Origin of the sequence: Paenarthrobacter sp. NPDC089322 (genome assembly GCF_040684895.1) — a bacterium.
Taxonomy (GTDB): domain Bacteria; phylum Actinomycetota; class Actinomycetes; order Actinomycetales; family Micrococcaceae; genus Arthrobacter.
Window position 1 is genome coordinate 291,315 of record NZ_JBFBGW010000002.1, and the last position, 24,490, is coordinate 315,804.

Annotated in this window: 24 protein-coding genes; 7 read left to right on the top strand and 17 right to left on the bottom strand. The window is 61.5% G+C overall.

The genetic code is table 11. The annotated features are described in order from the left end of the window. Positions 1 to 81: 81 nt before the first annotated feature. The 8 genes from secF to pdxT form a co-directional block, all read right to left on the bottom strand. Positions 82 to 1,071: a protein translocase subunit SecF gene (secF, locus tag AB0N65_RS03380; protein ID WP_364157681.1), complete on the bottom strand. Its 990-nt coding sequence runs from the start codon at positions 1,069 to 1,071 to the stop codon at positions 82 to 84. Beyond that, complete coding sequence (gene secD / locus AB0N65_RS03385; RefSeq protein WP_364157684.1) at positions 1,071 to 2,822, bottom strand: protein translocase subunit SecD; 1,752 nt, start codon at positions 2,820 to 2,822, stop codon at positions 1,071 to 1,073. The genes secF and secD overlap by 1 nt, the downstream gene beginning before the upstream one ends. A gap of 114 nt (positions 2,823 to 2,936) precedes the next feature. Next, the gene (gene yajC, locus AB0N65_RS03390; protein WP_364157686.1) at positions 2,937 to 3,320 is read right to left on the bottom strand and encodes a preprotein translocase subunit YajC; all 384 of its coding nucleotides are present in this window, start codon (positions 3,318 to 3,320) and stop codon (positions 2,937 to 2,939) included. Between the two features lie 102 nt (positions 3,321 to 3,422). Further along, on the bottom strand, positions 3,423 to 4,499 hold the full coding sequence (ruvB, locus tag AB0N65_RS03395) for a Holliday junction branch migration DNA helicase RuvB (RefSeq protein WP_364157688.1): 1,077 nt from the start codon (positions 4,497 to 4,499) through the stop codon (positions 3,423 to 3,425). Continuing rightward, positions 4,492 to 5,136, bottom strand: coding sequence for a Holliday junction branch migration protein RuvA (gene ruvA / locus AB0N65_RS03400; protein ID WP_364157690.1), 645 nt, complete (start codon positions 5,134 to 5,136; stop codon positions 4,492 to 4,494). The genes ruvB and ruvA overlap by 8 nt, the downstream gene beginning before the upstream one ends. A gap of 100 nt (positions 5,137 to 5,236) precedes the next feature. Then, entirely contained in the window at positions 5,237 to 5,815 is a 579-nt protein-coding gene (gene ruvC / locus AB0N65_RS03405; RefSeq protein ID WP_364157692.1) for a crossover junction endodeoxyribonuclease RuvC, read from the bottom strand. 42 nt (positions 5,816 to 5,857) lie between these two features. Further along, entirely contained in the window at positions 5,858 to 6,613 is a 756-nt protein-coding gene (locus tag AB0N65_RS03410) for a YebC/PmpR family DNA-binding transcriptional regulator (protein WP_364157694.1), read from the bottom strand. Between the two features lie 3 nt (positions 6,614 to 6,616). Next, positions 6,617 to 7,318 carry a pyridoxal 5'-phosphate synthase glutaminase subunit PdxT gene (gene pdxT, locus AB0N65_RS03415; protein WP_364157696.1) on the bottom strand — a complete coding sequence of 234 codons (702 nt, stop codon included), beginning with the start codon at positions 7,316 to 7,318 and terminating at the stop codon, positions 6,617 to 6,619. A gap of 100 nt (positions 7,319 to 7,418) precedes the next feature. Between pdxT and AB0N65_RS03420 the strand changes: the two genes are divergently transcribed. Further along, positions 7,419 to 8,747, top strand: coding sequence for a MurT ligase domain-containing protein (locus AB0N65_RS03420; protein WP_364157698.1), 1,329 nt, complete (start codon positions 7,419 to 7,421; stop codon positions 8,745 to 8,747). Continuing rightward, entirely contained in the window at positions 8,744 to 9,484 is a 741-nt protein-coding gene (locus AB0N65_RS03425) for a glutamine amidotransferase (protein ID WP_364157701.1), read from the top strand. The genes AB0N65_RS03420 and AB0N65_RS03425 overlap by 4 nt, the downstream gene beginning before the upstream one ends. 3 nt (positions 9,485 to 9,487) lie before the next feature. Here AB0N65_RS03425 and AB0N65_RS03430 read toward each other — a convergent pair whose 3' ends face one another. From AB0N65_RS03430 to AB0N65_RS03465, 8 genes are all read right to left on the bottom strand, one after another. Beyond that, positions 9,488 to 10,738 carry a CapA family protein gene (locus AB0N65_RS03430; protein ID WP_364157703.1) on the bottom strand — a complete coding sequence of 417 codons (1,251 nt, stop codon included), beginning with the start codon at positions 10,736 to 10,738 and terminating at the stop codon, positions 9,488 to 9,490. Between the two features lie 136 nt (positions 10,739 to 10,874). Then, the gene (gene pdxS / locus AB0N65_RS03435; protein ID WP_364157705.1) at positions 10,875 to 11,801 is read right to left on the bottom strand and encodes a pyridoxal 5'-phosphate synthase lyase subunit PdxS; all 927 of its coding nucleotides are present in this window, start codon (positions 11,799 to 11,801) and stop codon (positions 10,875 to 10,877) included. A gap of 254 nt (positions 11,802 to 12,055) precedes the next feature. Beyond that, a complete protein-coding gene (pgsA, locus tag AB0N65_RS03440) occupies positions 12,056 to 12,700 on the bottom strand; it encodes a phosphatidylinositol phosphate synthase (protein WP_364157707.1) in 645 nt (214 codons plus the stop codon). Further along, entirely contained in the window at positions 12,690 to 13,280 is a 591-nt protein-coding gene (locus AB0N65_RS03445) for an HIT domain-containing protein (protein WP_364157709.1), read from the bottom strand. The genes pgsA and AB0N65_RS03445 overlap by 11 nt, the downstream gene beginning before the upstream one ends. A gap of 16 nt (positions 13,281 to 13,296) precedes the next feature. Next, entirely contained in the window at positions 13,297 to 15,306 is a 2,010-nt protein-coding gene (gene thrS, locus AB0N65_RS03450) for a threonine--tRNA ligase (RefSeq protein WP_364157711.1), read from the bottom strand. 141 nt (positions 15,307 to 15,447) lie between these two features. Next, positions 15,448 to 18,963 (bottom strand): DNA polymerase III subunit alpha, encoded by a 3,516-nt coding sequence (gene dnaE / locus AB0N65_RS03455; RefSeq protein WP_364157714.1) that lies wholly within the window; start codon positions 18,961 to 18,963, stop codon positions 15,448 to 15,450. A 2-nt stretch (positions 18,964 to 18,965) separates the two neighbouring features. After that, positions 18,966 to 19,301 (bottom strand): DUF6504 family protein, encoded by a 336-nt coding sequence (locus AB0N65_RS03460; RefSeq protein WP_364157717.1) that lies wholly within the window; start codon positions 19,299 to 19,301, stop codon positions 18,966 to 18,968. A gap of 91 nt (positions 19,302 to 19,392) precedes the next feature. After that, positions 19,393 to 20,436, bottom strand: a complete 1,044-nt coding sequence (locus AB0N65_RS03465) for an FAD-dependent monooxygenase (protein ID WP_364157720.1) — start codon at positions 20,434 to 20,436, stop codon at positions 19,393 to 19,395. A 58-nt stretch (positions 20,437 to 20,494) separates the two neighbouring features. On the opposite strand from AB0N65_RS03465, the gene AB0N65_RS03470 reads away from it, so the two are divergent. Both AB0N65_RS03470 and AB0N65_RS03475 read left to right on the top strand, forming a co-directional pair. Beyond that, complete coding sequence (locus AB0N65_RS03470) at positions 20,495 to 21,034, top strand: TetR family transcriptional regulator (protein ID WP_364157723.1); 540 nt, start codon at positions 20,495 to 20,497, stop codon at positions 21,032 to 21,034. Positions 21,035 to 21,080: 46 nt separating this feature from the next. Further along, a complete protein-coding gene (locus AB0N65_RS03475) occupies positions 21,081 to 21,470 on the top strand; it encodes a hypothetical protein (protein ID WP_364157726.1) in 390 nt (129 codons plus the stop codon). A gap of 19 nt (positions 21,471 to 21,489) precedes the next feature. Here AB0N65_RS03475 and AB0N65_RS03480 read toward each other — a convergent pair whose 3' ends face one another. After that, complete coding sequence (locus AB0N65_RS03480; protein WP_364158005.1) at positions 21,490 to 22,236, bottom strand: SOS response-associated peptidase; 747 nt, start codon at positions 22,234 to 22,236, stop codon at positions 21,490 to 21,492. A 167-nt stretch (positions 22,237 to 22,403) separates the two neighbouring features. Between AB0N65_RS03480 and AB0N65_RS03485 the strand changes: the two genes are divergently transcribed. From AB0N65_RS03485 to AB0N65_RS03495, 3 genes are all read left to right on the top strand, one after another. Then, positions 22,404 to 22,661, top strand: coding sequence for a mycoredoxin (locus AB0N65_RS03485; protein WP_364157729.1), 258 nt, complete (start codon positions 22,404 to 22,406; stop codon positions 22,659 to 22,661). Between the two features lie 117 nt (positions 22,662 to 22,778). After that, positions 22,779 to 23,864: an S-(hydroxymethyl)mycothiol dehydrogenase gene (locus AB0N65_RS03490; RefSeq protein WP_364157732.1), complete on the top strand. Its 1,086-nt coding sequence runs from the start codon at positions 22,779 to 22,781 to the stop codon at positions 23,862 to 23,864. Beyond that, positions 23,861 to 24,490: an MBL fold metallo-hydrolase gene (locus tag AB0N65_RS03495; RefSeq protein WP_364157735.1), complete on the top strand. Its 630-nt coding sequence runs from the start codon at positions 23,861 to 23,863 to the stop codon at positions 24,488 to 24,490. Before AB0N65_RS03490 ends, AB0N65_RS03495 begins: the two co-directional genes overlap by 4 nt.

Below are 24,490 nucleotides of genomic sequence, written 5' to 3' on the forward strand. Positions count from 1 at the left end.
GGACAAGAGTGGCAAGTCAAAGAGCCGGCCTCCGCTGTGATACGGAGACCGGCTCTTTGTCGCATGAGGTGCGTCCAGCCCCTAAACAGTGGCCCCCGACTTGCGGTGGGCGACTTTCCTGGCTTGCTTGACGAGCTCAGGTTCGCCTTGGCGCAGCCAGGCATACAGCGGCGCCGCAATGAAAATCGTGGCGGCCGTGCCGATGAGGATACCCACGAACAACGCCAGCGAAAGATCCCGCAGGGTGCCGGCACCCAGCAGCCCTGCGCCAATGAACAGGATGGCAGCTACGGGGAGGACAGCCACCATCATGGTGTTGATGGAGCGGACCAGCGTTTGGTTAACCGCCAGGTTAACCTCCTGACCGAAGGTCCGCCGGGTGGATGTTGCAATGTCAGCCGTGTTTTCCCTGATCTTGTCGAAGACCACCACGGTGTCGTAAAGCGAATAGCTGAGGACGGTCAGGAAGCCGATAATGGCCGACGGCGTCACCTCGAAATCGCTGAGGGCGTACACGCCCGCGGTGGTGAACATGGTGACGATCATTCCGGCCAAGGCCGACAAAGACATCTTCCACGTCCTGAAGTACAGCGCCATCAAGACGGCAGCTATGCCAACGAACACCACGAGACCGATGAGAGCTTGACGGGTCACGTCCTGGCCCCACGTCGGACCGACGAAGGTGGACGTCACTTCGTTGTCGGTGACGCCGTAGGCACTGGTGAGGCCTTCCTTGATCCGAAGGGTTTCCTCGTCCGTCAATTGATCCGTCTGGATCCGCATGGTGTTGCCCGCAACGTTCGCCACGCGCGGTACGGCGCCTGCTACGACGTCGTGCACAGCCTTCTCGCCGAGGCCGGCATCGGTGGTCTTGACATTGGACACTGTGAATTCCGAGCCACCGCGGAATTCGATCCCAAGGTTGAAACCGCCCTTCAGGACGGGAATCAGGATGGAGAGGGCAACAGCGACGGCGGCAATGATGAACCAGATTTTCTTGGAGTCAACAAAGTTGTACGATCTCTTACCCGTGTAGAGCTCGTTGCCAAAGGTAGCGAAGCTCGTAGTCATTACTTCTCCTCCTTGGTGCCGTTGGAGGTGCCCGTCAATTGGCCCTTCTCGGCAAGTCGCCTTTCGGCGATGGTCATCCGGCGTTCAGCTTCCGCTGCCGCTCCGGCGTTTCGGGTGCGGACAGTGGCGGGCCTTTCAGCAGGCGTACGAAGCCGGCCCGCGCCCCTGTACAGAGGCACAGCGCCGAGTCGGTCAGGTGAGAGACCCGAGAACCGGTGACCGTCGCCGAAGAACTTGGTACGCGCAAGGAGCTGCAGCATGGGGTGTGTGAACATGAAGACGACAATGAGGTCGGCCACAGCCGTCAGGCCGAGCGTGAACGCGAAACCGCGGACGTTGCCGACGGCCACGAAGTAAAGGACGAGGGCAGCCAGCAGGTTGACGGCCTTCGAGGCCAGAACGGTCCTCTTGGCCCGCTTCCAGCCGTTCTCGACAGCTGAAACGAGGCCGCGGCCTTCACGAAGCTCGTCGCGAATACGTTCGAAGTACACGATGAAAGAGTCCGCCGTCTGGCCGATGGCCACAATCAAACCTGCGACGCCGGCAAGGGACAGCCTGTAGTTTTCCGTCCAGCCCAGAATGGCGATGGCCAAATAGGTCAAGGCGCCGGCCACCACGAGGGAAGCAATCGTGACGAAGCCCAGGGCCCGGTATTGGAACAGCGAGTACACAACAACCAGGAGGAGGCCAATGAGGCCTGCCAAGAGGCCGAGGCGGAGCTGGTCACCACCGAGTGTGGCCGAGATCTGCTCCTGTGACTGGATCTCGAACGAGATAGGCAAGGCGCCGTACCGAAGCTGATCGGACAAGGCCTTCGCCGTCGCCTGGGTGAAGTTGCCGGTGATCTGCGGCTTGCCATCCGTAATGACGGCCAAGGCCCGCGGCGCGGAAATGACTTTGTCGTCCAGGACGATGGCGAACTGGGCCTTCGGATCATCTGTTCCCTGCGCTTGTGCAGCGGCGTAGAACTGGTTCAGGCGCTCGGTGACCTGTTTGAACTTCTCCGTGGCCTCGCCGTTGAAGACGATGTTCACGCCCCACGAGTTGGTGACGGAACCCTGCGCACCCTGAACCTGCGAGAACGTGGAGTCGCTGATGTCCTGGCCCTTGACCTCAACGGGGCCAAGAATGTACTTGATCGCAGGAGTCGTGGCAGTGGCGGCCTCACACGTTACCAACGGCTTGGCCGGATCCGAGCGTTCGCGCTTTTCGGTCGAAGGATTGACGCAGTCGAGTGCTTCGAATTCCTTCTGGACCTCGGGCGTGATCCAGTTGGTGTCGCTCGCGTTGGTCGGTTCAGCCGTGGGCTTGTTCAGTTGATCGTCAGGGGTACGTGACTCGGCAGGGACGGCTGCAGGATCGCCGTAGGTGATAACAGGCCGGAAGTTCATATCCGCAGATGCCTGGATCAGGTCACGGGTTTCCTTGGAAGGAGTTCCGGGAAGGCTGACTACGACGTTCCTGCCCGACTGCGTGCTGATTTCCGCTTCCGCAACACCGGAGCCGTCCACGCGCTGGCGGATGATGGCCACCGCTTGGTTAAGCTGTTCCTCGTTGATCTCGCTGGAACCCTCCACCCTGGGAGCCAGGATCATCTGGGTTCCGCCTTCAAGGTCCAAAGCAAGTTTGGGAGCCCAACTGGCATTGCCACTCATGACTCCACCACCCAGGACGGCGGTGAGTACGACGAATATTGCTCCAAGCCAAGTCAGCACCCTGCGGGCTGGGTTTTTAGGGCCGGTCCGTGCCATTATCGATCTTCCTGTTATCGCCGGACAGCCGCCGGCGGACGCTGGTAAGCGTCTGCCGGCGGCTCTCCGCTGCCGTAGAAGTTATCTTGCGCGGTGTTGCCGCGACTGACGGTGCTAGTTGTCCTTCTTGTCCTCTTTGTTGAGGCGCGCGATGGTCTCCTCCGGAGTCTCAGTCGCAGCAGGCTTCTCGGTGTCAGCAACAGTCAGCGAGGAAGCGTCATCCGGAACAACCGGGGCTTCCTCTTCGGTCTGTTCGATGACCTTGGTGACAGCCTGGCGGTGGACCGTGGCTTCGTTGCCCGGGGAGAGTTCAAGAACGACCTTGTTCTCGGCGTCATCGATGGACACGATGCGGCCGAAGAGACCAAAACTGGTCATAACGTCGACGCCCGGGGCAAACTTGGCCTGCATTTCGGCCTGCTGCTGCTGGGTCTTCTTGTTTTTGCGGAACATCATGAAGACAAAGAGTCCAAGCATGACGAACAGCAATATGGTCATTGGATCCACAGGGAAGTTCCGTTCTGTACTTACGTTGTGTTCACGGCAACATCCTGTGCCGAGCGTCATACCAGTCTAGAGGGAAAAGCTGAACACAGCGTGTTAACCGACGGTATCTACGCTTTCGGCGTGGTTTTCGTCCTGGTCAAAGAGGGACAACGTCTCCTGTCCAAAGACTCCGGCGGGCACGGCGTAACCCAAATGCGTCCACGCAGCGGCCATCGCGATGCGTCCACGCGGCGTCCGGCCCAACAGTCCTTCCCGCACCAGGTACGGCTCCGCTACGGTTTCAACAGTCTCCGGCTCCTCGCCAACGGCGATCGCCAACGTTGACAAACCTACGGGGCCACCGTTGAACTTGGTGATCAGGGCCTCCAGCACCGAACGGTCAAGGCGATCCAGTCCCCGCTCGTCCACCTCGTACATGTCAAGGGCGGCCGAAGCCGACCGCGCGTCGATTTGGTCGATCCCGTGGACAAGCGCCCAGTCACGGACGCGGCGAAGCAGTCGGTTCGCGATACGGGGCGTACCACGCGACCGGCCCGCGATCTCGGTAAAGCCCGCGGAATTCACTTTCAAGTCCAGAAGACCGGCGGAGCGGCGAAGGACAAGTTCAAGCTCGGCAACGGAATAGAACTCCAGGTGGCCGGTGAATCCAAACCGGTCGCGCAAAGGACCCGGCAAGAGTCCTGCACGGGTGGTTGCGCCCACGAGGGTGAACGGAGGCAGCTCGAGGGGGATCGCAGTGGCCCCGGCGCCCTTTCCTACAACGATATCCACCCGGAAGTCTTCCATGGCCATGTAGAGCATCTCTTCGGCCGGGCGCGACATGCGGTGAATCTCGTCCAGGAACAATACTTCACCTTCGGACAGCGAAGAGAGGATTGCGGCGAGGTCGCCGGCGTGCTGGATGGCGGGCCCACTGCTGATCCGCAACGGGGCATTCATCTCCGCAGCAATGATCATGGCCAGCGTGGTCTTTCCCAGCCCCGGAGGACCGGAAAGGAGGACGTGGTCAGCGCTGCGGCCCCGGAGACGCGACGCTTCGAGGACCAGCGAAAGCTGTTTCCGGACCCGATGCTGACCAACGAAGTCGTGCAGGTTCTTGGGCCTGAGGGCGGCCTCGATGACCCGCTCCTCCGGCTCCTCTCCCCCGGCTACAAGTGACTGCTCAGCCACGGCTGCCTACGCGGCTTCCCGCACGCGCACCGTCCTGGCCGAGCCAGCGCAACGTTGCCCGAAGGATTTGGGCGACGTTTCCTGCATCAACCAGCTCAGGAGAATCGGCCATGGCTTTGTCGATGCTCCCGTTTGCGTCTTTCTCGGACCAACCGAGGCTGGTCATGGCGGCAACCACCTGGGGCTTCCACTCCGTATTCGCGGCAGCAGCGGGAGCGGCACCGGTGGACGTACCGTGAGGTACCAGCTTCCCCGCCAGTTCAAGGACTATCCGGCCGGCGACCTTGGGTCCGATCCCCGGCACCTTGGTGAACGCCTTGCCGTCGCCGGTATGGGCGGCAACGCGGATCGCCTCGGGTTCATGCACGGCAAGCACCGCCAGGGCAAGCCGGGGGCCAACGCCGCTGACGCTGAGCAGGACATCGAAGACGTCACGTTCGTCGTCGTCGGCGAAACCGAAAAGAGTCAGGGAATCTTCACGAACGATCATGGAGGTGAAGAGCTTGGCTTCAGTGCCGACTTTGAGGTGGCTCAAGGTCTGGGGAGTTGCATAGACACTCATGCCTGCCCCGTTGAGGTCGATCACTGCGGTGGACAGACCAACGTGGGCGACTGTTCCACGAAGAAAACTGATCAAAACCCGGCTCCTGAATTCATGCCTGCCGCCTGCACCTGGCGGCGAAGGAGACGGGCGATCCGAACATATCTACGAATACCCTAGCAAGGGCCCGCGGGATTCACCGTGCGCGGCGCGCTTTCGCTTCGGCTTCAGCCCATGCTCTTTGCGCGGGAGTCAACGCATCCTTCGCGGAAGAGCCGTTCCCTGCGCCCATGCTGTTACCCGCCCGCCAAGCATGTGTAAGGGCAAGCGCCAAAGCGTCTGCGGCATCGGCAGGCTTTGGCGGAGCATCCAAGCGGAGGATCTTGGTGACGAGTTTGGTGACTGCGTCCTTGTTCGCGCTGCCGCTACCGGTCACCGCTGCTTTCACCTCGGAGGGCGTATGCAGCGCGACCGGAATGCCCCGGCGCGCGGCCGCGGCAATCACGACGCCCGAAGCCTGGGCGACGCCCATCACGGTGCTGACGTTCATCTGGGAAAAAACCCGTTCAACTGCAACGACGTCCGGTTTGTGCAGGTCAAGCCATTCATCAATGGCTTTGGCAATGACCAGCAGTCGTTTATCCAACGTCAGTTCAGCCGAAGTCCCAACCACACCTACCGCCACCATCGTTGCCCGGCGGTTGCGTTCAATATCGACTACGCCGATGCCGCAACGGGTGAGGCCCGGATCGACTCCCAATACGCGAAGAGTCAAGTCCGGGCCTCCTTGTTTGATGTCAAATGTTCTCTGCCCGGCCTACTCGGCGTCGAGGGCAGCCTGCACTTCCTCGCTGAAGTCGGCATTGCTGTAGACGTTCTGGACATCGTCCAGGTCTTCCAGGGCGTCCACAAGCTTCATGAACTTCTTGGCGCCGTCAAGGTCGAGCTCCACCTGCATGGACGGCACAAACTCGGCTTCATCCGATTCGTATTCGATGCCTGCTTCCTTCAAGGCGTCGCGGATGGCCTGCAGGTCCGAGGGTTCGGAGTGAATTTCCCAGTTCTCGCCGCTGTCCTTGACTTCTTCGGCGCCGGCTTCCAGGACGGCCATCAGGATGTCGTCTTCGCTGAGACCGTTCTTGGGCAGCGCTACGACGCCCTTACGGGTAAACAGGTAACTGACCGAGCCGGGGTCTGCGATGGTTCCGCCGTTGCGGGAAATGGCAAGCCGGACTTCGGAGGCTGCGCGGTTCTTGTTGTCGGTCAGACACTCGATCAGCAGCGCCGATCCCTGGGGACCGCGGGCTTCATACATGATCTCCGTGTAGTCGACGACCTCGCCGGTCAGGCCCGCGCCGCGCTTGATGGCGCGGTCGATATTGTCGTTGGGTACCGAGGTCTTCTTTGCCTTGGTGACCGCCAGTTCCAGGCCAGGGTTGCCGGCAAGGTCCGGGCCACCCATGCGGGCCGCTACTTCGATGTTCTTGATCAGCTTTGCGAACGACTTTGCACGCCGCGCGTCAATGACGGCTTTCTTGTGCTTGGTGGTCGCCCATTTGGAGTGGCCTGACATGCTTTACGCTTCTCCTCTGATCATTCGAATAAAGAGTTCATGCACGCGCTTCTCGCCCGTCACTTCCGGATGGAAGGAGGTAGCCAACAGGTGGCCGGAGCGCACTGCAACAATTCTAGCCAATCCATGCAAAGTGGCCGTGTGGCTCGCATGGTCCGGATCCACCTGCGCCAGGACGTCAACGCCCGGCCCAACGCGTTCCACCCATGGGCCACGGATGAAGACGGCGTGCACGGGATCAACCCCGGACTCGCCCGCACTGAAGTCAAGGCCCTTGAAGTCGAGGTCGATTTCAAAGGACTCGCGCTGGCGTCCAAATGCGTTGCGGCGCACAGTGATGTCCAGCCCGCCGAAGGTCTGCTGCGGGTTCCCCTCCAGGTCGGTTGCCGGATCTGCGATCTCGTCGGCCAGGAGAATCATTCCGGCACACGATCCATACACGGGTAGGCCATCGGCTATGCGCTTGCGGAGCGGGTCAGCCAGCTCGAAGATCCTGGCAAGCTTGTCAATGGTGGTGGATTCGCCACCCGGAATTATCAGGCCGTCAACGTCATCGAGCTCTGCCGGGCGACGGATGCCTACGCCAGTGGCGCCGGCCGCCTCCACGGCATGGAGGTGCTCACGGAAATCGCCTTGAAGCGCCAGCACGCCGATCCGGAGTCCGGCACCCACGCGTGATGAAGCGTCGGAAAGGGGGTTGGTCATTCGACCATCATAGTGGCCCGCTCCCCCAAACACCTCCCGCGGACAGCCCCGGAGGTGCCCGGACGGGGTTCCATGCGCCGACTGGGATATATTACAGAGCATGTTTTCCTTCAGCGTTCCCCTCGGCAAGCTGGTCCGGTCGCTGACGCGGCTCCGCGGTGGAGGTTCAGCTTTCCCTGGTCTGGTGGTCGAGAAAATCGACCCGGGTTTCATGCAACGAACGCTGGCCTCGCTTCCCTATGGCGTGGCTGTGGTCAGTGGCACTAATGGCAAGACCACCACAACCAAGATGGTCGTGGAACTGCTGGAAAGCCAGGGACTGAAGGTCTTTACCAACCGGACGGGCAGCAACTTCACCCGCGGGGTGGCGGCTTCCCTTCTGGGCGACGTGGACTGGCGCGGACAACTCGATGCCGACGTTGCGGTTCTGGAACTCGATGAAGCCCACGCTGTGCATTTCGTGAACAAGGTCGAACCGCGGTTCAGCCTCCTGCTCAACGTCCTGCGCGACCAATTGGACCGCTTCGGTGAAATCGACAAGACAGCACGCTTGCTCGAGCACATCGCAGTCAAAACCACGGACACCGTGGTCCTGAACCGGGAAGATCCGCGTGTGGCAAGGATCGCCGACACACTGAACGGCCCTACCGCCGTTCATGCCCCAACCGTCCGCTACTTCGGGCTGGACGAATCACTCCGCAATACTTTCCCCAACGATGACGACATGCGGACCGCCACCGGCACCGCCTCACCCGGAACAACGGTGGGTGGCAGCGCCGCTGAGCTTCCAGACGCCCCGGCCGCCGACGTCGTACTTCGTCGCGTAGGTGCGCAGGACGCGGACTTTGAGTTCGACGGCGAGACGACCACCACCACCATGAAACTGCGCGGCGTGTACAACATCTTCAATGCCGCGGCGGCGCTTTCGCTGGCCCGGTCCATCCTGGGTACCGGCGCCATTGACACACCCAAGCTCGTGGAGGCACTTGGTAACGTCGCCCCCGCGTTCGGCCGCGGCGAAAGCCTCACAGTCGACGGCCAGCCCTTGGAGTTGGTCCTCGTCAAGAATCCCAGCGGCTTCCGGCTGGGACTGAAGTCCTTTCCTGCCGGTGGATATGCCACCATGATCGCCATCAACGACAATTACGCAGACGGCAGGGACATGTCCTGGCTGTGGGACGTTGAGTTCGATTCCCTCCGGGAAGGCGGCGTTGAGGTCCTCACGGGGGTCCGGGCCTATGATATGGCACTGCGCCTGCAATACGACGACGTGCCCTTCGGCGCCGTCGAGACTGACATCACCTCAGCCCTGGGCACGTTCATCGACGGTTCGCGGGGAAAGCCCAAGCGCATCTTCTGCACCTACACAGCCATGCTCGCCATCCGCCGCGAACTGGCCAAAATCACCATAGTTGAGGTGGTCTCATGACCTCGGAAGCACAGCCCGCCAAGGGAACCATCCGGGTACTCCAGCTGTACCCGAAGGACATGAACATCTACGGGGATTGGGGCAATGCCTTGGTCCTCCAGCAACGCATCAAGTGGCACGGCTACACACCCGAGCTCCTGGAATACAACGTGGGTGACGACTTCCCCGAGGACATCGACATTTTTGTTGGTGGCGGCGGCCAGGACAGCGGGCAGCTGGTCATCCAGGAAGACCTTCAGGCACGCGCGGACCTCTTCCGTGGACTCGCGGACGGCGGCGCACCCATGCTCGCCATCTGCGGCCTGTATCAGTTGTTCGGGAAGTTCTTCAAGACAAGCGCCGGACGCGTCATCCCGGGCATCAGCATCCTCGACGTCGAGACGCATGGGACTGACGAACGGTTGATCGGGAACGTGATCCTGAAGTCCCCGGAGTTTGGAGAAATCCTGGGCTACGAAAACCACAGCGGGCAGACCACTCTGGGCCCCGGCGTCGAACCTCTCGGGACAGTCACCAAAGGTGCCGGCAATAACAGCAAGGACGGCCACGAGGGCGCCCGGTATCGGAATGTCGTTGCCAGTTACCTCCACGGCTCGTTGCTGCCCAAGAATCCGGCAATCGCCGACTTCCTGATCAGGACAGCGGCGGAACGCAAGTTCGGCAGCTTCGTACCGGGAACGCCCGACGACGAATACGCCCGCCTCGCGCGCGAACACGCAGCCCGCCGGCCGCGATAGGCGCTATTTCTCCTTCGTGATCAATAGTTCATGGGCTCCCGCGGCGGCGGCGCCCATCGATTCAACAACGCTCTGGGTGCGTAGCCGGGTTTCAGCGTCTGCCGCAGGTGACGCGCAGACGCCCTGTGGTGCATCGCTGGCTACAGAGCACCAGCGGTAGGGATCGCGGACAATGACGGACGGCGCCCAGGCCAAATCCGATGCTGTCCACACTCCTGCAGCGTTCTCGCTGAACTGCGCCCGCACCAGCAGGCCCTCATTGTTCACCACATACCACGGCGAAAGTTCCGTCACACCGTTGCCCAGCCCGTAGACAATCCACGTGCCCTTGTAATTTTCGATGGGCAAAACCGAGTGCGTGTGGTGTCCGTAGATCATGGTGAACTGGCCGCTGTCCACCAACGCATGCGCCACTTCCTGCTGCTGCGCATTAGGCTCGCTGGCATACTCGTCACCGGCGTGCATGACGCCAAGGACGATATCTGCTCCCGCGGCACGGGCCTGGGCCGCCTTCGCGATCATCACGGCCGGATCCAATTCATCCACAAGCCACGGGTATTCGGGGATCTGGCCGTTGTGGCCGTAGGTGCCAATAATGACGGCGACCGTGGCGGCCTCAGTCTTGAGCATCAGAATCTCTTTGGACGCAGCTTCCGTACGGTATGAACCCGTGTGCTTCAGCCCGGCAGCATCCAGCGTGTCAAGCGTCCGGAGCAGACCCTCGGTGCCGCGGTCAATGGTGTGGTTGCTCGCCGTAGTGCAGGCTTGGTAGCCAACGTCCTTGGCCGCAGTGATGATCTGCGGCGGCACATTGAAGGAGGGGTACGCGGAGAAAGGGCCATCGGGAACGGCAACCGGCGTTTCCTGATGGCAGATACCAAGATCACTGTTGCTGATGTAGCGCCGCTGCCCTTCAAGCAGGGGCACAAAGGTATAACCCGGTTGTCCCGCAGCGGCGGCATCAGCGCGGGCTTGCTGCCACAATTGCGTGTGGACCAACATGTCCCCCGTTACCGTGATCGACGTACAACGCAGCCCGGGACATGCCGGTCCCTTTCCAGGCGTAGGGGTTGGTGCAGGCGTTGGTATGGGCGTCGCCGTCGGGGACGTTATAGCAGCGCTGCTTTGTTCACGGGATTCGTTTTCGGCGATGACCCCGCAGGCATTAACGGACAGAAGCAGGGTTAGTGCTGTCAGCAGGACTGCGGTTCTGCTGCGAAACGCGCTAGCAGCCGAAGGTGTGATCTTGCCCATAACGGCAATCCTACGGCGCCAAGCCCGAGGAAAGCCGCACGGCTCTCCAGGCAAGGAGAATATCTTGAGCCCCGGGAAAACGACGTCGGGCGCTGATCCTGGAGAGGATCAGCGCCCGACATCCTAGGGCTGCCTTTTACCAGCCGCGTTCTGCGAGGCGGTGGGGTTCGGGGATTTCGTCGACGTTGATGCCGACCATCGCTTCACCGAGGCCGCGGGAGACCTTCGCGATGACATCCGGGTCGTCGTGGAACGTGGTGGCCTTCACGACGGCGGCGGCCCGCTGGGCGGGGTTGCCGGACTTGAAGATCCCGGACCCGACAAAGACGCCGTCGGCGCCGAGCTGCATCATCATCGCAGCATCGGCCGGGGTGGCGATGCCACCGGCGGTGAACAGCACCACCGGGAGCTTGCCCGTCGCGGCGACTTCCTTGACCAGTTCGTACGGCGCCTGCAGTTCCTTCGCGGCGACGTACAGCTCGTCCTCCGGGAGGGAGGAGAGTTTGGCGATCTCGGCACGGATCTTGCGCATGTGCCCGGTCGCGTTGGACACGTCCCCGGTGCCGGCCTCGCCCTTGGAGCGGATCATCGCAGCACCTTCGTTGATGCGCCGCAACGCCTCACCGAGGTTGGTGGCACCACACACGAACGGGACGGTGAAGTTCCACTTGTCGATGTGGTTGATGTAATCGGCCGGGGTCAGGACCTCGGACTCGTCGATGTAGTCCACGCCGAGGGACTGCAGGACCTGGGCTTCGACGAAGTGGCCGATGCGGGCCTTGGCCATCACGGGGATGGACACGGCGGCGATGATCTGATCGATCATGTCCGGATCGGACATGCGGGACACGCCGCCTTGGGCGCGGATATCGGCCGGGACGCGTTCGAGGGCCATGACGGCGACGGCACCGGCGTCCTCGGCGATGCGGGCCTGCTCGACGTTGACGACGTCCATGATGACGCCGCCCTTGAGCATCTCAGCCATGCCCCGCTTAACGCGGCTGCTGCCCGTGACGCTGTTCGCGGACGAACCGGCTTCGTTGCTTACATCTGGTGTAGACACAAAAACCCCTATGGGTAGATAAACGACCTTCTTGCCGGAGGCACACGCAGCCACACGACCGCTATCAGCGCACACCGGATTTTCAGGTCAAGGTGACCAAGTACTAGTAATAGTAGTCGCACGCCGCCACGTGGCAGTACTTTCGTTACCGTCTATCGGGAGCAGGAAGAGGCTCTGGTAGGACACCTGCACAACTGGCTTTCACCAACTCTGGTCAGATGGCAGTTCCCTGGTCTGGGAACGGGTCCAGTGGCTTACGCTCCGGCCGTTCCCGCGGCACCGGCCCCGTTTGCCTCCGCCATGGCTTGCCTGCGGACCGCGGCTACTCGCTGGACTATCGTGACCAGGCTCGCGAGTGCCAGAAGGACCAACGTAGCGAAGAGCACCACCGGCGGAAGTCCCAATCCTGTGAGCCCCGCGACAAGGAGCACGGATGCCAGCCGTTCGGCCCGTTCAGCAATACCTACGCTGGCTTGATAGCCCAGGGACTCGGCTTTTGCGCGCGCGTACGAGACCACCATGCCCAGCACAAGGCACACGACGGCCGCCGAACCAATGGCGTGGTCCGCCCCGCCTGTGAAGAACCAGATGGTGAGGCCGGCGAAGATTGCGCCGTCTGCCAAGCGGTCCAGGGTGGAATCGAGAAAGTTTCCCCAACCGCCCACGCGGCCTTGAAGCCGGGCCATGATGCCATCCACGACGTCGGAAAACGCGAAGAAGGCCACTATCACCGAACCCCACCATAGGTGTCCCAACGGATAGAGAACCAAGCCACCCAAAATGACGCCGGCCGTCCCTGCAATGGTTACGGCGTCGGGGGAAACGCCGATCTTCAGGAGCCAACGTGCCAGGGGTGTGAAAAGGGAAGTGAAAAAACCGCGCGCATGCCTATTGAGCATTCGTCTCCCCAGGCCAGGCTTCGGCCACCAGCTTGCGGACTTCGTCGAGCGTCTGCGTGATGGCCTTGGTCTGCGCGATGATGGGGAAGAAGTTCCCGTCTCCACCCCACCGCGGAACCACATGTTGGTGCAGGTGTGCTGCGATTCCGGCCCCACCGGTGACGCCCTGGTTCATACCAAGATTGAAACCGCTCGGGTTGGAAACCTTGCGTAAAACACGCATGGCAGTCTGCGTGAGATCGGCAAACTCCATGGTCTCTTCCGCAGTGATGTCCGTGTAATCCGGTACATGGCGATAGGGGCAGATGAGCAGATGGCCCGGGTTATACGGAAAAAGGTTGAGGACCACATAGCATGTCCGCCCACGGTAAACGATGAGCGATTCTTCGTCGGTTCGTGTTGGACCTACACAGAACGGGCAGTCGTCCTTGTTCTTGAACTGGTCCTGCCCGCCCTTGATGTAAGCCATGCGGTGCGGAGTCCACAGGCGCTGAAACGCGTCCGGAACGCCTGCAAGGCCGAAGTCGTCGGTTACTTCGGCATCGCCCGGAAAGTCAGCTGCGCCTGTGTTCTCCTGCACCGTGATGTCCGTTCCGTCAGCTCTCGCGGTTCTTGACGGCGTCGACGATCCTGCGTACTGCCTCTTCCACCGGCACACCGTTATCCTGGCTGCCGTCGCGGAACCGGAACGAGACGGCACCCGCCTCGGCATCTTCACCGCCGGCAATCAGGACGAAGGGAATCTTGTCCTTGCTTGCTGTCCGGATCTTTTTCGGGAAGCGGTCCGAGGAGATGTCTACCTCCGCGCGGATACCTGCTGCCTTCAGGCGGTCCACGACGTCGAACATGTAGTCGTTGAATGCCTCGGCAACAGGGATACCCACCACCTGGACCGGAGCCAGCCACGCCGGAAAAGCACCGGCGTAGTGTTCGGTCAGGACGCCCATAAAGCGTTCAACGGAACCGAAAAGGGCGCGGTGGATCATGACGGGGCGCTGCCGCGTTCCATCTGCCGCCTGGTACTCCAGTTCGAAGCGCTCCGGAAGGTTGAAGTCGAGCTGGATGGTGGACATCTGCCAGGTCCGGCCGAGGGCATCCTTTGCCTGCACGGAAATCTTGGGGCCATAGAAGGCTGCTCCACCCGGATCCGGGACGAGTTCCAAGCCTGACGCGGCAGCGACCTCGGAAAGTGTCCGGGTTGCTTCCTCCCATGCGGCGTCGTCTCCCACGAACTTTTCTTCGTTCTTGGTCGAAAGTTCCAGGTAGAAATCATCCAGGCCGTAATCCTTGAGCAGGCCGAGCACAAAGTTGAGCGTAGTGGTGAGCTCGTCCTTCATCTGTTCACGGGTGCAGTAGATGTGCGCGTCGTCCTGGGTCATGCCCCGAACGCGGGTGAGTCCATGAACAACGCCGGACTTCTCGTAGCGGTACACCGAGCCGAATTCGAAGAGGCGCAGCGGCAGTTCGCGGTAGGAACGCCCCCGGGAACGGAAGATCAGGTTGTGCATGGGGCAGTTCATCGGCTTCAGGTAATAGTCCTGGGCAGGCTTGCGAACTGTGCCGTCTTCGTTGAGCTCGGCATCCACCTGCATCGCGGGGAACATGCCGTCCTTGTACCAGTCAAGGTGGCCGGAAACTTCGTAGAGGTGGCCCTTGGTGATGTGCGGCGTGTAGACAAACTCATAGCCGGCATCCACGTGGCGCTGGCGGGAGTAGTCCTCCATGGCCTTGCGGATGATTCCGCCCTTGGGGTGGAAGACAGGCAGGCCGGATCCAAGTTCGTCGGGGAACGAGAAGAGGTCCAACTCGACACCCAGCTTGCGGTGGTCCCGGCGCTCGGCTTCGGCAATGCGCTCCTGGTACGCCTTGAGGGCTTCCTTGGTGGGCCACGCCGTGCCGTAGATACGCTGCAGCTGCTGGTTGTTCTGGTTGCCAAGCCAGTATGCGGAGGAAGAGCGGGTCAACGCGAAAGCGTTGGAGATGATCTTGGTGTTGGGCAGGTGCGGTCCCCGGCAAAGGTCGCACCAGACGCTGTCACCGCTCTTGCGGTCCACGTTGTCGTAGATTGTGATATCACCCGCGCCAACCTCGACATTGACGCCTTCAGCGGCGTCGGTGGCGTCATTCTTCTTGCCCAGCAGCTCCAGCTTGTATGGCTCGTTGGCCATGGCGTCGCGGGCTTCGGCTTCGGTAACCACGCGGCGAACGAACTTCTGGTTCTGGTTGATGATCTTTTGCATCATCTTTTCCAGCTGGCGCAGGTCTTCCGGAGTGAACGGGTCCGCGACATCAAAGTCGAAGTAGAAGCCGTCTGTGATGTAGGGGCCGATGCCAAGCTTCGCGTCAGGTCGCAACTGTTGCACTGCCTGGGCCATGACATGCGCGGTGGAGTGCCGCAGGACGTTGAGGCCGTCGGGCGATTCAATGGTGACACCTTCGACATTTGCACCCTCGGTGAGGACTTGGTCCAGGTCCTTGAGGACACCGTCAACCCGGGCAACAACAACATCGCGGCGCTCGAAGAAGAGTTCCGCGCCGGTAGTCCCTTCCGTCACCTTTGTCTCTTCGCCATCGACGATGAGGGTGATCTGTTGGGCATCTGACACGGGTGTCTCCTATTCATAGTTAAGGCTTCATAGCTTGTGGCATACGGGGACCACAGCCAGCCACCGTCAATCGTATCTGCTTCGGCGAGGGCGGCCAAAGCAGCCCGCCGCGCCCGTGATCCTGCTGCCTGAACCCGCGAATCAGCTGCCCAAACCAGTAATTGCCAGGTTCCTTGAGATGCCGTCCAAGGGACCGGCGTGGGCGGATTCCTGCGGGAGATCCGCCCCGGGAGGGAGGAACTCCGCGTATGGCAAAGTCTCCGGCCGGCTGAGATCCCACGCTTTGCTTGCGCTCAGGCTGATGCCCTTGGGTCCTGTCCTACGGGTAGTTCCACGGATAAGCAGCAATCGGGTACCGAACAGGAGGGACCCCGATTCTTCCTGGGCTTCATGGAAGAAGACACTGTCCACGCAGCCTGTTCCGTCGTCGATGCTGATGAAGACCACCCGGCGACCACCCCGCATCGGCGGTGTCTGCGTGGCAACCCGCACCCCCGCCACGAGGACCTCAGTACCGTTACGCAACCCCAGGAGCTTGTCGGCCGTAGTGACACCAAGCTTGTCCAGTAGCGGACGGTGGCTCTCCATCAGGTGTTCACTGACATCCACAGCCATGAGGTCAAGCTCCGCCCTGACGTTGTCAACGCTGCTAGGCTCCGGCAATTCCGGGACCAGGTTGCGCAGTTCAACATCACCGAACTGGAAGGCGAGCTGGCCTTCGATTACTTCGGTGGTTTTCCTGGAGGGACTGCTTTGCAGCGCCTGGAGGTGGTGGACCAGATCGGCACGGTTCGCGGCTCCCCCGGAATCCTTATGCAAGGCATCAAAGGCTCCAAGTTGGGCAAGCCTCTTGATATTCGGTTTGCTGACCTTGGCCCTGGCCCTGAGGTCTGCCAAGGAATCATAAGGCTGCCCCGAAACTATCCGCTTTAATTCGGCACCCGATAAACCATAGATACCTGCGAGGCTGAGGCGGATGCCAAGCTTGCCGGCGTTCTGCCCTTCCTGGATTTTTTCCACCCTGTACTCCGATTGGCTTCGATTGATGTCCAGCGGAAGGATCGGGATGCCTAAGCGCCGCGCCTCGGCCACCAGCAGTCGTTTGGGGTACATGCCGGGATCGTGCTCCCACAGACCTGCCAGGAAAGCTTCCGGGTGGTGCGCTTTGAGCCAGGCCGATTGATAGGTGGGTACGGCAAAAGCAGCCCCGTGGGCTTTGCAAAAGCCAAAACTGCCAAAGGCCTTGAGGGTTCCCCAAACCTTATCCACTACATCGGGCGGATAGTTCTTGATCGCTTCCTTGCGGAAGAACGTCTCTACTTCCGGTTCATGGACTTCGTCCCCCAAGGCCCGGCGGAATTCGTCGGCCATGGCCAAGCCGCACTTGGTCATCACGTCAAAAGTCTTCAGGATTTGCTCATGGAAAACCGTGACCCCATGGGTCTCTTGAAGCACGGGTTTCAGGTCCGGATGGGGATAGATTTCAGGGGCGAAACCATGGCGGTGTTCCAGGAAAGGCCGCACCATGTCGGACTTCATGGGGCCCGGCCTGAACAAGGAAATGTCGATGATGAGGTCGTTGAATTCCCGGGGGGCCATTTTCCCGATGAGCTCCCGCTGGCCCGGGGACTCGATCTGGAAGCAACCGAGGGTATGGGTGCTTCGGATCAGCTCGAAGGTGGGCTCGTCGTCGAAAGGAACTGCGTTGAGATCAATCCTGCCATCAGGTGCAATGTAGTCCGGCCCGGCACTTCCCGGCTCCACGGGATGATGACCCGCTGCTACAACCTCCGCTTTGGAAGGGTGCAGCCGAATGACTTCACGAACGGCAAAAGCCATGGCACTTTGCATCCGGACGCCCAGCACATCCAGCTTGAGCATGCCCATGGGATCCATGTCATGTTTGTCGAACTGGCTCATGGGAAGCCCCAGCCCACTGGGTTGCACAGGTGTTCTATCCAGAAGCGTGGCATCCCCCAGGATCACGCCGCAAGGATGCATGGAGATGTGCCTTGGCAGGCGATCCAACCTTTCGGTAAGGTCCACCAGCAAGTCCAGTTGCTGGTGATCCCCCTCAGCGCCCGGTTCTGTACGTGCAGCTTCAACACGCCCGGCAAAATCGCGAAGTTCAGGTTTCTCCACCAACGCCTCACGAAACTTTCGGGCTGAAAAGCGCCACAACTGTTTGGCGATTTCGCCGATCTCCGTGTCATCCATACCCAGCGCCAATCCGGCGTCCCGGACAGCACCCCTGGCCCTGTAACCGTTCTGCATGCTCATGAGGGTGACCCGCTCGGCACCAAAGCGTTCGAAAATCTTCCTGTATACGTTGTGCCGCTCAGCACTTTCAACGTCAATATCAATATCGGGAAGGGTGGAACGGTGCCCTGAGAGGAAGCGTTCAAAAATGAGGTCGTGCCGGATCGGATCCACTTGGCTGATGTCAATCAGGTAGTTCACCAGGCTTGAGGCTCCCGAGCCGCGTGCTGCAACCCTGACTCCCATGTCGATGATCATCCGGGATACTTCAGCCACGGTCAGAAAGTACGACGCAAAGCCCAAGCGCGCGATGATTCCCAACTCGTGCTCCAGCCGCGAGCGCACCCGTTGTTCGGCTTTGCCGTTGATGCCGGGGAACCGCCGGATGATTCCGGCTTCGCATCGTTGGGTGAGTTCCATCATGGGGTCTTGGTCGATTCCAATGATGGATGCTTCAGGGACTACCGGTTTCTTCCATCCCATGTCCAGCACGGGATCCATCCGGCATTTGTCGGCCAGTGCTTCGGTGTTGGCGAGCAGTTTGTTCAGGTCCGCCGCTCCCTGGCCTGCTGCGTTCATGATTTCTTTTCCGAGTTGCAGCATGTGCGGGGCGCTTTTAAGCCAGCCTTGCCCGGTGGGCTGAAGCATAGGAGCTGTTGAGAGTTCAGGGAGTGACTTCAGGGTACGTGCGGAGTCCAGGACGTCGGCGGTGGGCGCACCGTCCTGCGCGCAGTATCTGACGGCGTTGCTGAGGATGGCCGGGATGTTGTATTCGAGGGCGAGCTTGAGCATCCGGACTGCGTGGGATGTGCTCAGTGGCTCTCCGGGTGCGCTGAGGTGGGAGACGATTTCCGTGACGATCGTCCCGGGGGGCATGGCGTCGATCCATTGTTTGAAGAGGGTCCGTGGCCGGAGGTATTTCCGTCCTCCCATGGCGACGCCGACGTCGGAGTCCGGACCGATCAGGACGGTGAGTACGGGTTTGAGGGTTTTTGGATCGAGGGTCCGTGAAGCAAGCTCTCCCCTTGTGACGGCTGCGGGTACAACACCACCGGCTTTGCCCGTGGTGCGGGCGTGGGCGTCCGAGACAAGACGACACAGGGCGCGGTAGCCGGCTCCGTTGTTGTTGCCGTGGGCGAGTACGACGACGCGGCCCGCTACCTGGGTGCGGTGGTCGCCGTCATCGTCGAAAACGGCGAGGTCGACGCCGACGATGGGGTCTATCCCGGCGTCCATGCACGCTTTGAGGTGTTTGACGGTTCCATAGAGGCCATCCCTGTCAGTGCATGCGAGCGCAGTGGCGCCGTCTGCTGCTGCTGTTTGGGCAAGCTCGTCAGGCCAGGAGACTCCGTAGTGGGCGCTGAAGGCAGTGGAAACGTGCAGGTGTGTAAAGCTCAAGGTTAGGCGGCTTCGTCGGGTTCAACGGCGCGGGCTGGTGCTGCGTCATGGATTCGGAGCAGCCTCCAACGTCCGCTGCCGAGGTGCCTTGCAAGGTCAAGGGTGATGCATTGTGCGTCGTCTTGTGTGGCCTGGAGTTGAACGCGCCAAATTTCATGATCAACGAGCCCTGCACCGCTTCCCAAGGGTGCACGGCTTTCTTCGACCCACCATTGGCGGCGTTCGTACCATCGGACAGGTTCGTTGCAGACGAAGTAGCTTTGTCCTTTCCAATTGATGGTCCGCGGCTGTCCTGCGTCTGTGCAGGTGACTTCCACCGACTCGCTGAACAAGCCCATTTTCACGCTCCTCACCGGCGGATAACTATTCGAAGATATATTCGAATAGTTCCAGTTTACGACGGTGGGGCATCAAAACCTACTCCGGAGTTCATGCTCCCTTACGCTTGCCTGCCACACGCTTTCCGACCTGCTTGAGCAGTCCGTCCCTGACGGGTTGCATGGTTTCTGCGAGCGCCACTTTGCCCATCATCGAGGAGGCCAACCGGAGCTGCTGGGTTCGCAGGACCCGTTGTCGGTTGTACTTGTGGAGCGCTTCTTGGCGTGGCAGGTCGTTGATGAGTCTTCCCAGGGTTACTGCATCCACCAGGGTCTCGCACGCGCCGCGCCCCAGGTTGGGGGTCATGGCGTGGGCGGCGTCGCCCAGCAGTACAACGTTTCCGCGGGTGTACTTGGCCAATGGAGGGGCGGTCCAGATCCGCTGCGCGAGGCTTATGTCGGGGGTGGCTTGGGCGAGGACGCCTTGCACGGCTGCCGAATGATGGGAGTAATGTTGCTGCGCTTCTTTCAAGGCCTCGGCGACATCAACACGTTCCGGACCGAGTTGGGAGCGGTAGGAGGCATACCAGTTGGTGCCTCCTTCGGTCGGTGCCAGGCCGAAGAGGGTTCCCCGCCCCCAGTACTCCCCCACATCTTCAGGCGAGGGCCGGCTGGGCACTACTCCCCTGACGGCGAGGAAGGGGGTGGGTCGTGCCGCAGCCCGCGCACCCCAACAGGTCCTTCGAACGGTGCTGTGGACGCCGTCGGCTCCCACCACCAGCCAGGAGTCCGACGGCAGCAGCTCAACCCGTTCCCGCTTGCGTCGCACACTCACTGGAACGGCCGAGTCCAGCAGCCGCAACAGCGCGGGTCGGGTGACACCCACCAGGCCGCCGCCTTCCATGGTCAACATGGGCTGACCGGAGGGTTTGCGGAGCGCGCCGGCGGCGAGGAAGGTCCCCTGCTCGTTGATGGATTCCAGGAGGCCGAGTTCTGCCAGTGCTTCTCTGGCTCCTGGCCACATCGCCAGGGTTGTTCCCACCGTTGGAAGTTCCGGGCGCTGCTCATGGACGGTGACGTCGAATTGTGCTGGATCCAGTTTCGCGGCCAGCGCCAGGCCGGCTATTCCGCCGCCGATGATGTCGACTTTTTTCATGAGCCAACAGTATTACTACATTTGTAGTAGTGCCAGGGGTTGGAGCTAAAATTTCGCCATGCCTGACAGACGAACTGAACTAGCCGATGCCGCGCTCGCGGTCGTCGCGGCGAAGGGCCTCAAGGGCCTCACCCACAGGGCAGTCGACGCGGAGGCCGGTGTTGCCATCGGAACCACATCCAACTATTTCCGCAACCGTGCCGCGCTGGTGGCTGCCGCAGTCGATCGCGTTGAACAGCGCGATAGCCTTCTGCTTCAACACCAGGCAGACGCAAGGGTCCCGACGTCGGTCGCGGAGTTATCGGAGCAGCTCGCCGGAGCCCTGCTTGCACTCGCGGATGACCACGAAGGCCTCACGAGGGCCCGATTCGCCTTCGCCTTGGACCAACCCGACGTTGTGGCGCCCGGGCACGAGAGGATGCTGTCCGCTTTGGAGCAACTCCTGCGTGCCATGGGAATCAGCGATGCCCGGGCACGTGCGGAGGCGGTATCGGACTACGGGGACGGCCTCGCGCTGCACCTCCTGACCGCCCGACGCGGACAGCAAGCCAAACGGACAGCAGTGGCAGCCAGCATTCAACGGCTCCTTGAAGGATGATCCCCAAGGGGTGGACGGCGGCGGGTCCACAGAGCAGGATTGTGGCATGAGCAACCATGACGCACTCCTGAAGCAGGTCAGCATCACCGCCACGGATGACAACCTCGTGGCAAGGTTCGAGATCGAAGGCAACATCCCCGGCTCCGGCGCTTACGTCGTGGGCCTTGTTGCTGCCAGCGAGGACTATTCCTCACAGCGCAGGCTCGGCATCGAGTTCATGAACGGCGAGGCGATCTCGTTCTACTCCTTCAACCATTCCCTCAGCGCCGAGGAAAACTACGACGTCAAAGGCGTAGAGCACTCGGGCAACGTCATCACCGGCAATTTCCCCAAATCAGCCATCCACGGACTCAGCGAAGGCCACGTCATGACGGCCTTCAGCGAAGCGGACGGCCGCGACTTCCAGTCGGGCGTACCGGTCAACGAATCCCTTTAGATTTCCGGTACGACGGCCGTTAGAACAGGCCCTCCACCGGTTCAATGAGTTCCGGGCCATTATTGCGGACATTCCCGACGGCGGCACCCACCGCGTCGAGCGTCCAGTCGGCTGCGGCGTCATGCGCCTTTGACCGTACGAGGTCCACGAGGCCGGCCGCATCGTCGTGGCGCGGATCCAACCAGGTCTCCATCGTCTCCTTGCTCATGGGCAGGGGAACACGGTCATGCAGCGCAGTCAACTCGTCGAATACCGAGGCACTCCGCCGGGTCTTGGCCGACTCCGCCGTGGGGGTGTCTGCCGTGAGGATCGACATGGACAGCAACCAACGGGCCGGATCGTCAGGGGACGCCGCCTGGTCCCGCCACCATTCGTACAGCCCGGCGAATACTACGCCCCCGCCATCTCCGGGATGCACGTAATAGGGCTGCTTGCTTTTCCCCTCGCCCTTTTTCCACTCGTAGTAACCGTCAGCCGGGACGGCACACCTGCGGGCAACCGCGGCCTTGCGGAAGGACGGCTTCTCCAACAGCGTTTCGCTACGGGCATTGATGAGGCGGGCACCGCCTGAGGGATCCTTCGCCCACGAGGGCACCAAACCCCAACGCGCCACGTGCAGCTGACGCTTCAACGCGTCGTCGACAAGCCTCTCCAGAACGATCGGAACAGCGTCTGTCGGCGCGACATTCCACGATTTTTCGAGGGCGATCTCGTTTTCAAGTTCGGCATCGAAGTCGGCCAACAGGTCTCCCACGGCACGCGCCATGACATAGCGTCCACACATGGGAACAGTCTGCCGTGTCCGTGCAGAAGGCACCAGTGCGGTGCATGTGACGTAACGCTGGTTCGCCTTCCCACGGGAATTATTGGGCGGCAGGTTACCGTTGGTACCAACGAAACACCCGTAAGAACACCAAGCTTAAGGAGAGCTCTGTGGACTTCACTCCCGAATCCGGCACCATCACCATGTTCTCGACCACCTGGTGCGGTTACTGCAACCGGCTGAAGAAGCAACTGGACGCCAAGGGCATTGGCTACACCGAGATCAACATCGAAGAAATCGATGGCACTGCCGAGCTCGTCGAGCAGCTCAACGGAGGCAACCGCACCGTCCCCACCGTCCTTTTCCCGGACGGAACGGCAGCGACCAACCCATCTGCCTCCGAAGTGGAGAGCCGCCTCGCCGCCTAGGCATCGCGGACGCCGGAAAAGGGTCTGCCCCGTGTGATAGACAGAATGGGAATGCCGTTGCGGGCTCCGGCCTGCAACGGCATGTCCTGCTATCCGCGAGCCCGAAGGGGAATATCCATGGCCCATGCAGTCAAAGGCGTTGTCGTACGCTCCAAAGGGGCACCAGCAACCCTCGAAACCATCCTGGTTCCCGAACCTGGTCCCGGCGAGGCCCTCGTCGACATCCTCACCAGTGGCGTCTGCCACACGGACCTGCACTACAAACTCGGTGGCATCAGCGACGATTTTCCGTTCCTGTTGGGCCACGAAGCCACCGGCGTCGTCAGCGCTGTCGGCCCTGACGTCACGGACATCGCCCCCGGCGATCGCGTCGTCCTCAACTGGCGAGCCGTGTGCGGTAACTGCCGCGCGTGCAATCGCGGCGAAGCCCAGTACTGCTTCAACACCCACAACGCCACGCAGAGGATGACCCTTGAGGACGGCACGGAATTGTCGCCCGCCCTCGGCATCGGCGCCTTTATCGAAAAGACCCTCGTCGCCGCCGGCCAATGCACCAAGGTAGACCCCGACGCCGATCCCGCCGCCGTCGGCCTGCTCGGCTGCGGCGTCATGGCAGGTCTGGGTGCCGCCCTGAACACCGGCGGAGTCAAGCGCGGCGACTCCGTGGCCGTGATTGGTTGCGGCGGAGTTGGTGTCGCGGCAATCGCCGGGGCCGCCTTGGCCGGTGCCACCACCATCATCGCCGTCGACATCGATGCCAAGAAGCTCGAACGCGCCAAGGAACTCGGAGCCACGCATATTGTGGACTCTTTGTCCACGGACCCCGTCGAGGAGATCCGTGCCCTGACGGGCGGCTTCGGCGCGGACGTCGTCATCGACGCCGTGGGACGGCCTGAAACCTACAAGCAGGCTTTCTACGCCCGCGACCTCGCCGGAACCGTCGTCCTTGTGGGCGTTCCCACCCCCGACATGACCCTCGAACTTCCCCTGCTGGACGTCTTTGGCCGTGGGGGATCACTCAAATCATCCTGGTATGGCGACTGCTTGCCTTCCCGGGACTTCCCCATGCTCGTGGACCTCTACAAGCAGGGCAAGCTGGACCTGGACGCGTTCGTCACCGAACGCATCACCATTGACCAGGTGGAAGAAGCCTTCGACAAGATGCACCATGGCGCCGTCCTGCGATCGGTGGTTGAACTGTGAGCCTCGCAATTGATCGCGTTGTCACGTCGGGGACGTTTTCCCTAGACGGAGGCACCTGGGACGTCGACAACAACGTTTGGATCGTTGGCGACGACAAAGAATGCTTCGTGATCGACCCGGCACACAACCCGGGGGCGATCTCCGAGGCCGTCAAGGGACGGACGGTGCGGGCGATCCTTCTGACGCACGGCCATGACGACCATATCCGCTCTGCCGTGGAATTCCGTGACCTCGTATCCGCACCGATATACCTGCACAAGGACGACTGGATGCTGTGGCGCGACGTCCATCCGGACGCCGATCCTGATCAGGCGATTGCCGACGGCGACGAATTCGTTGTTGGCGGAGTGGCGATCAAGGTGCTGCACACCCCGGGGCACTCACCCGGTTCCGTCTCGTTCCACGTGCCCGGCGAGGGGACCATCTTCAGTGGCGATACGTTGTTCCAAGGCGGGCCCGGTGCCACGGGACGCTCCTACAGCGACTTCCCCACCATCATCGAATCCATCCGCACGCGCCTCCTGACGCTGCCGCCGGAGACGGTGGTACGGACGGGCCACGGTGACACCACCACCGTTGGCGAGGAAGCGCCGCACCTTGACGAGTGGATCGCCCGGGGACACTAG

Excerpts from the sequence above, each read along its gene's own strand:
- AB0N65_RS03470 (WP_364157723.1), top strand. The coding sequence starts at position 20,495 with ATGCCTGACAGACGAACTGAACTAGCCGATGCCGCGCTCGCGGTCGTC.
- AB0N65_RS03410 (WP_364157694.1), bottom strand. The coding sequence starts at position 6,613 with ATGTCAGGCCACTCCAAATGGGCGACCACCAAGCACAAGAAAGCCGTC.
- AB0N65_RS03480 (WP_364158005.1), bottom strand. The coding sequence starts at position 22,236 with ATGGCGCGTGCCGTGGGAGACCTGTTGGCCGACTTCGATGCCGAACTT.
- AB0N65_RS03490 (WP_364157732.1), top strand. The coding sequence starts at position 22,779 with ATGGCCCATGCAGTCAAAGGCGTTGTCGTACGCTCCAAAGGGGCACCA.
- yajC (WP_364157686.1), bottom strand. The coding sequence starts at position 3,320 with ATGACCATATTGCTGTTCGTCATGCTTGGACTCTTTGTCTTCATGATG.
- secF (WP_364157681.1), bottom strand. The coding sequence starts at position 1,071 with ATGACTACGAGCTTCGCTACCTTTGGCAACGAGCTCTACACGGGTAAG.
- pdxT (WP_364157696.1), bottom strand. The coding sequence starts at position 7,318 with ATGACCAACCCCCTTTCCGACGCTTCATCACGCGTGGGTGCCGGACTC.
- secD (WP_364157684.1), bottom strand. The coding sequence starts at position 2,822 with ATGGCACGGACCGGCCCTAAAAACCCAGCCCGCAGGGTGCTGACTTGG.
- AB0N65_RS03475 (WP_364157726.1), top strand. The coding sequence starts at position 21,081 with ATGAGCAACCATGACGCACTCCTGAAGCAGGTCAGCATCACCGCCACG.
- AB0N65_RS03430 (WP_364157703.1), bottom strand. The coding sequence starts at position 10,738 with ATGGGCAAGATCACACCTTCGGCTGCTAGCGCGTTTCGCAGCAGAACC.
- AB0N65_RS03420 (WP_364157698.1), top strand. The coding sequence starts at position 7,419 with ATGTTTTCCTTCAGCGTTCCCCTCGGCAAGCTGGTCCGGTCGCTGACG.
- AB0N65_RS03460 (WP_364157717.1), bottom strand. The coding sequence starts at position 19,301 with ATGGGCTTGTTCAGCGAGTCGGTGGAAGTCACCTGCACAGACGCAGGA.
- AB0N65_RS03425 (WP_364157701.1), top strand. The coding sequence starts at position 8,744 with ATGACCTCGGAAGCACAGCCCGCCAAGGGAACCATCCGGGTACTCCAG.
- pgsA (WP_364157707.1), bottom strand. The coding sequence starts at position 12,700 with ATGCTCAATAGGCATGCGCGCGGTTTTTTCACTTCCCTTTTCACACCC.
- AB0N65_RS03465 (WP_364157720.1), bottom strand. The coding sequence starts at position 20,436 with ATGAAAAAAGTCGACATCATCGGCGGCGGAATAGCCGGCCTGGCGCTG.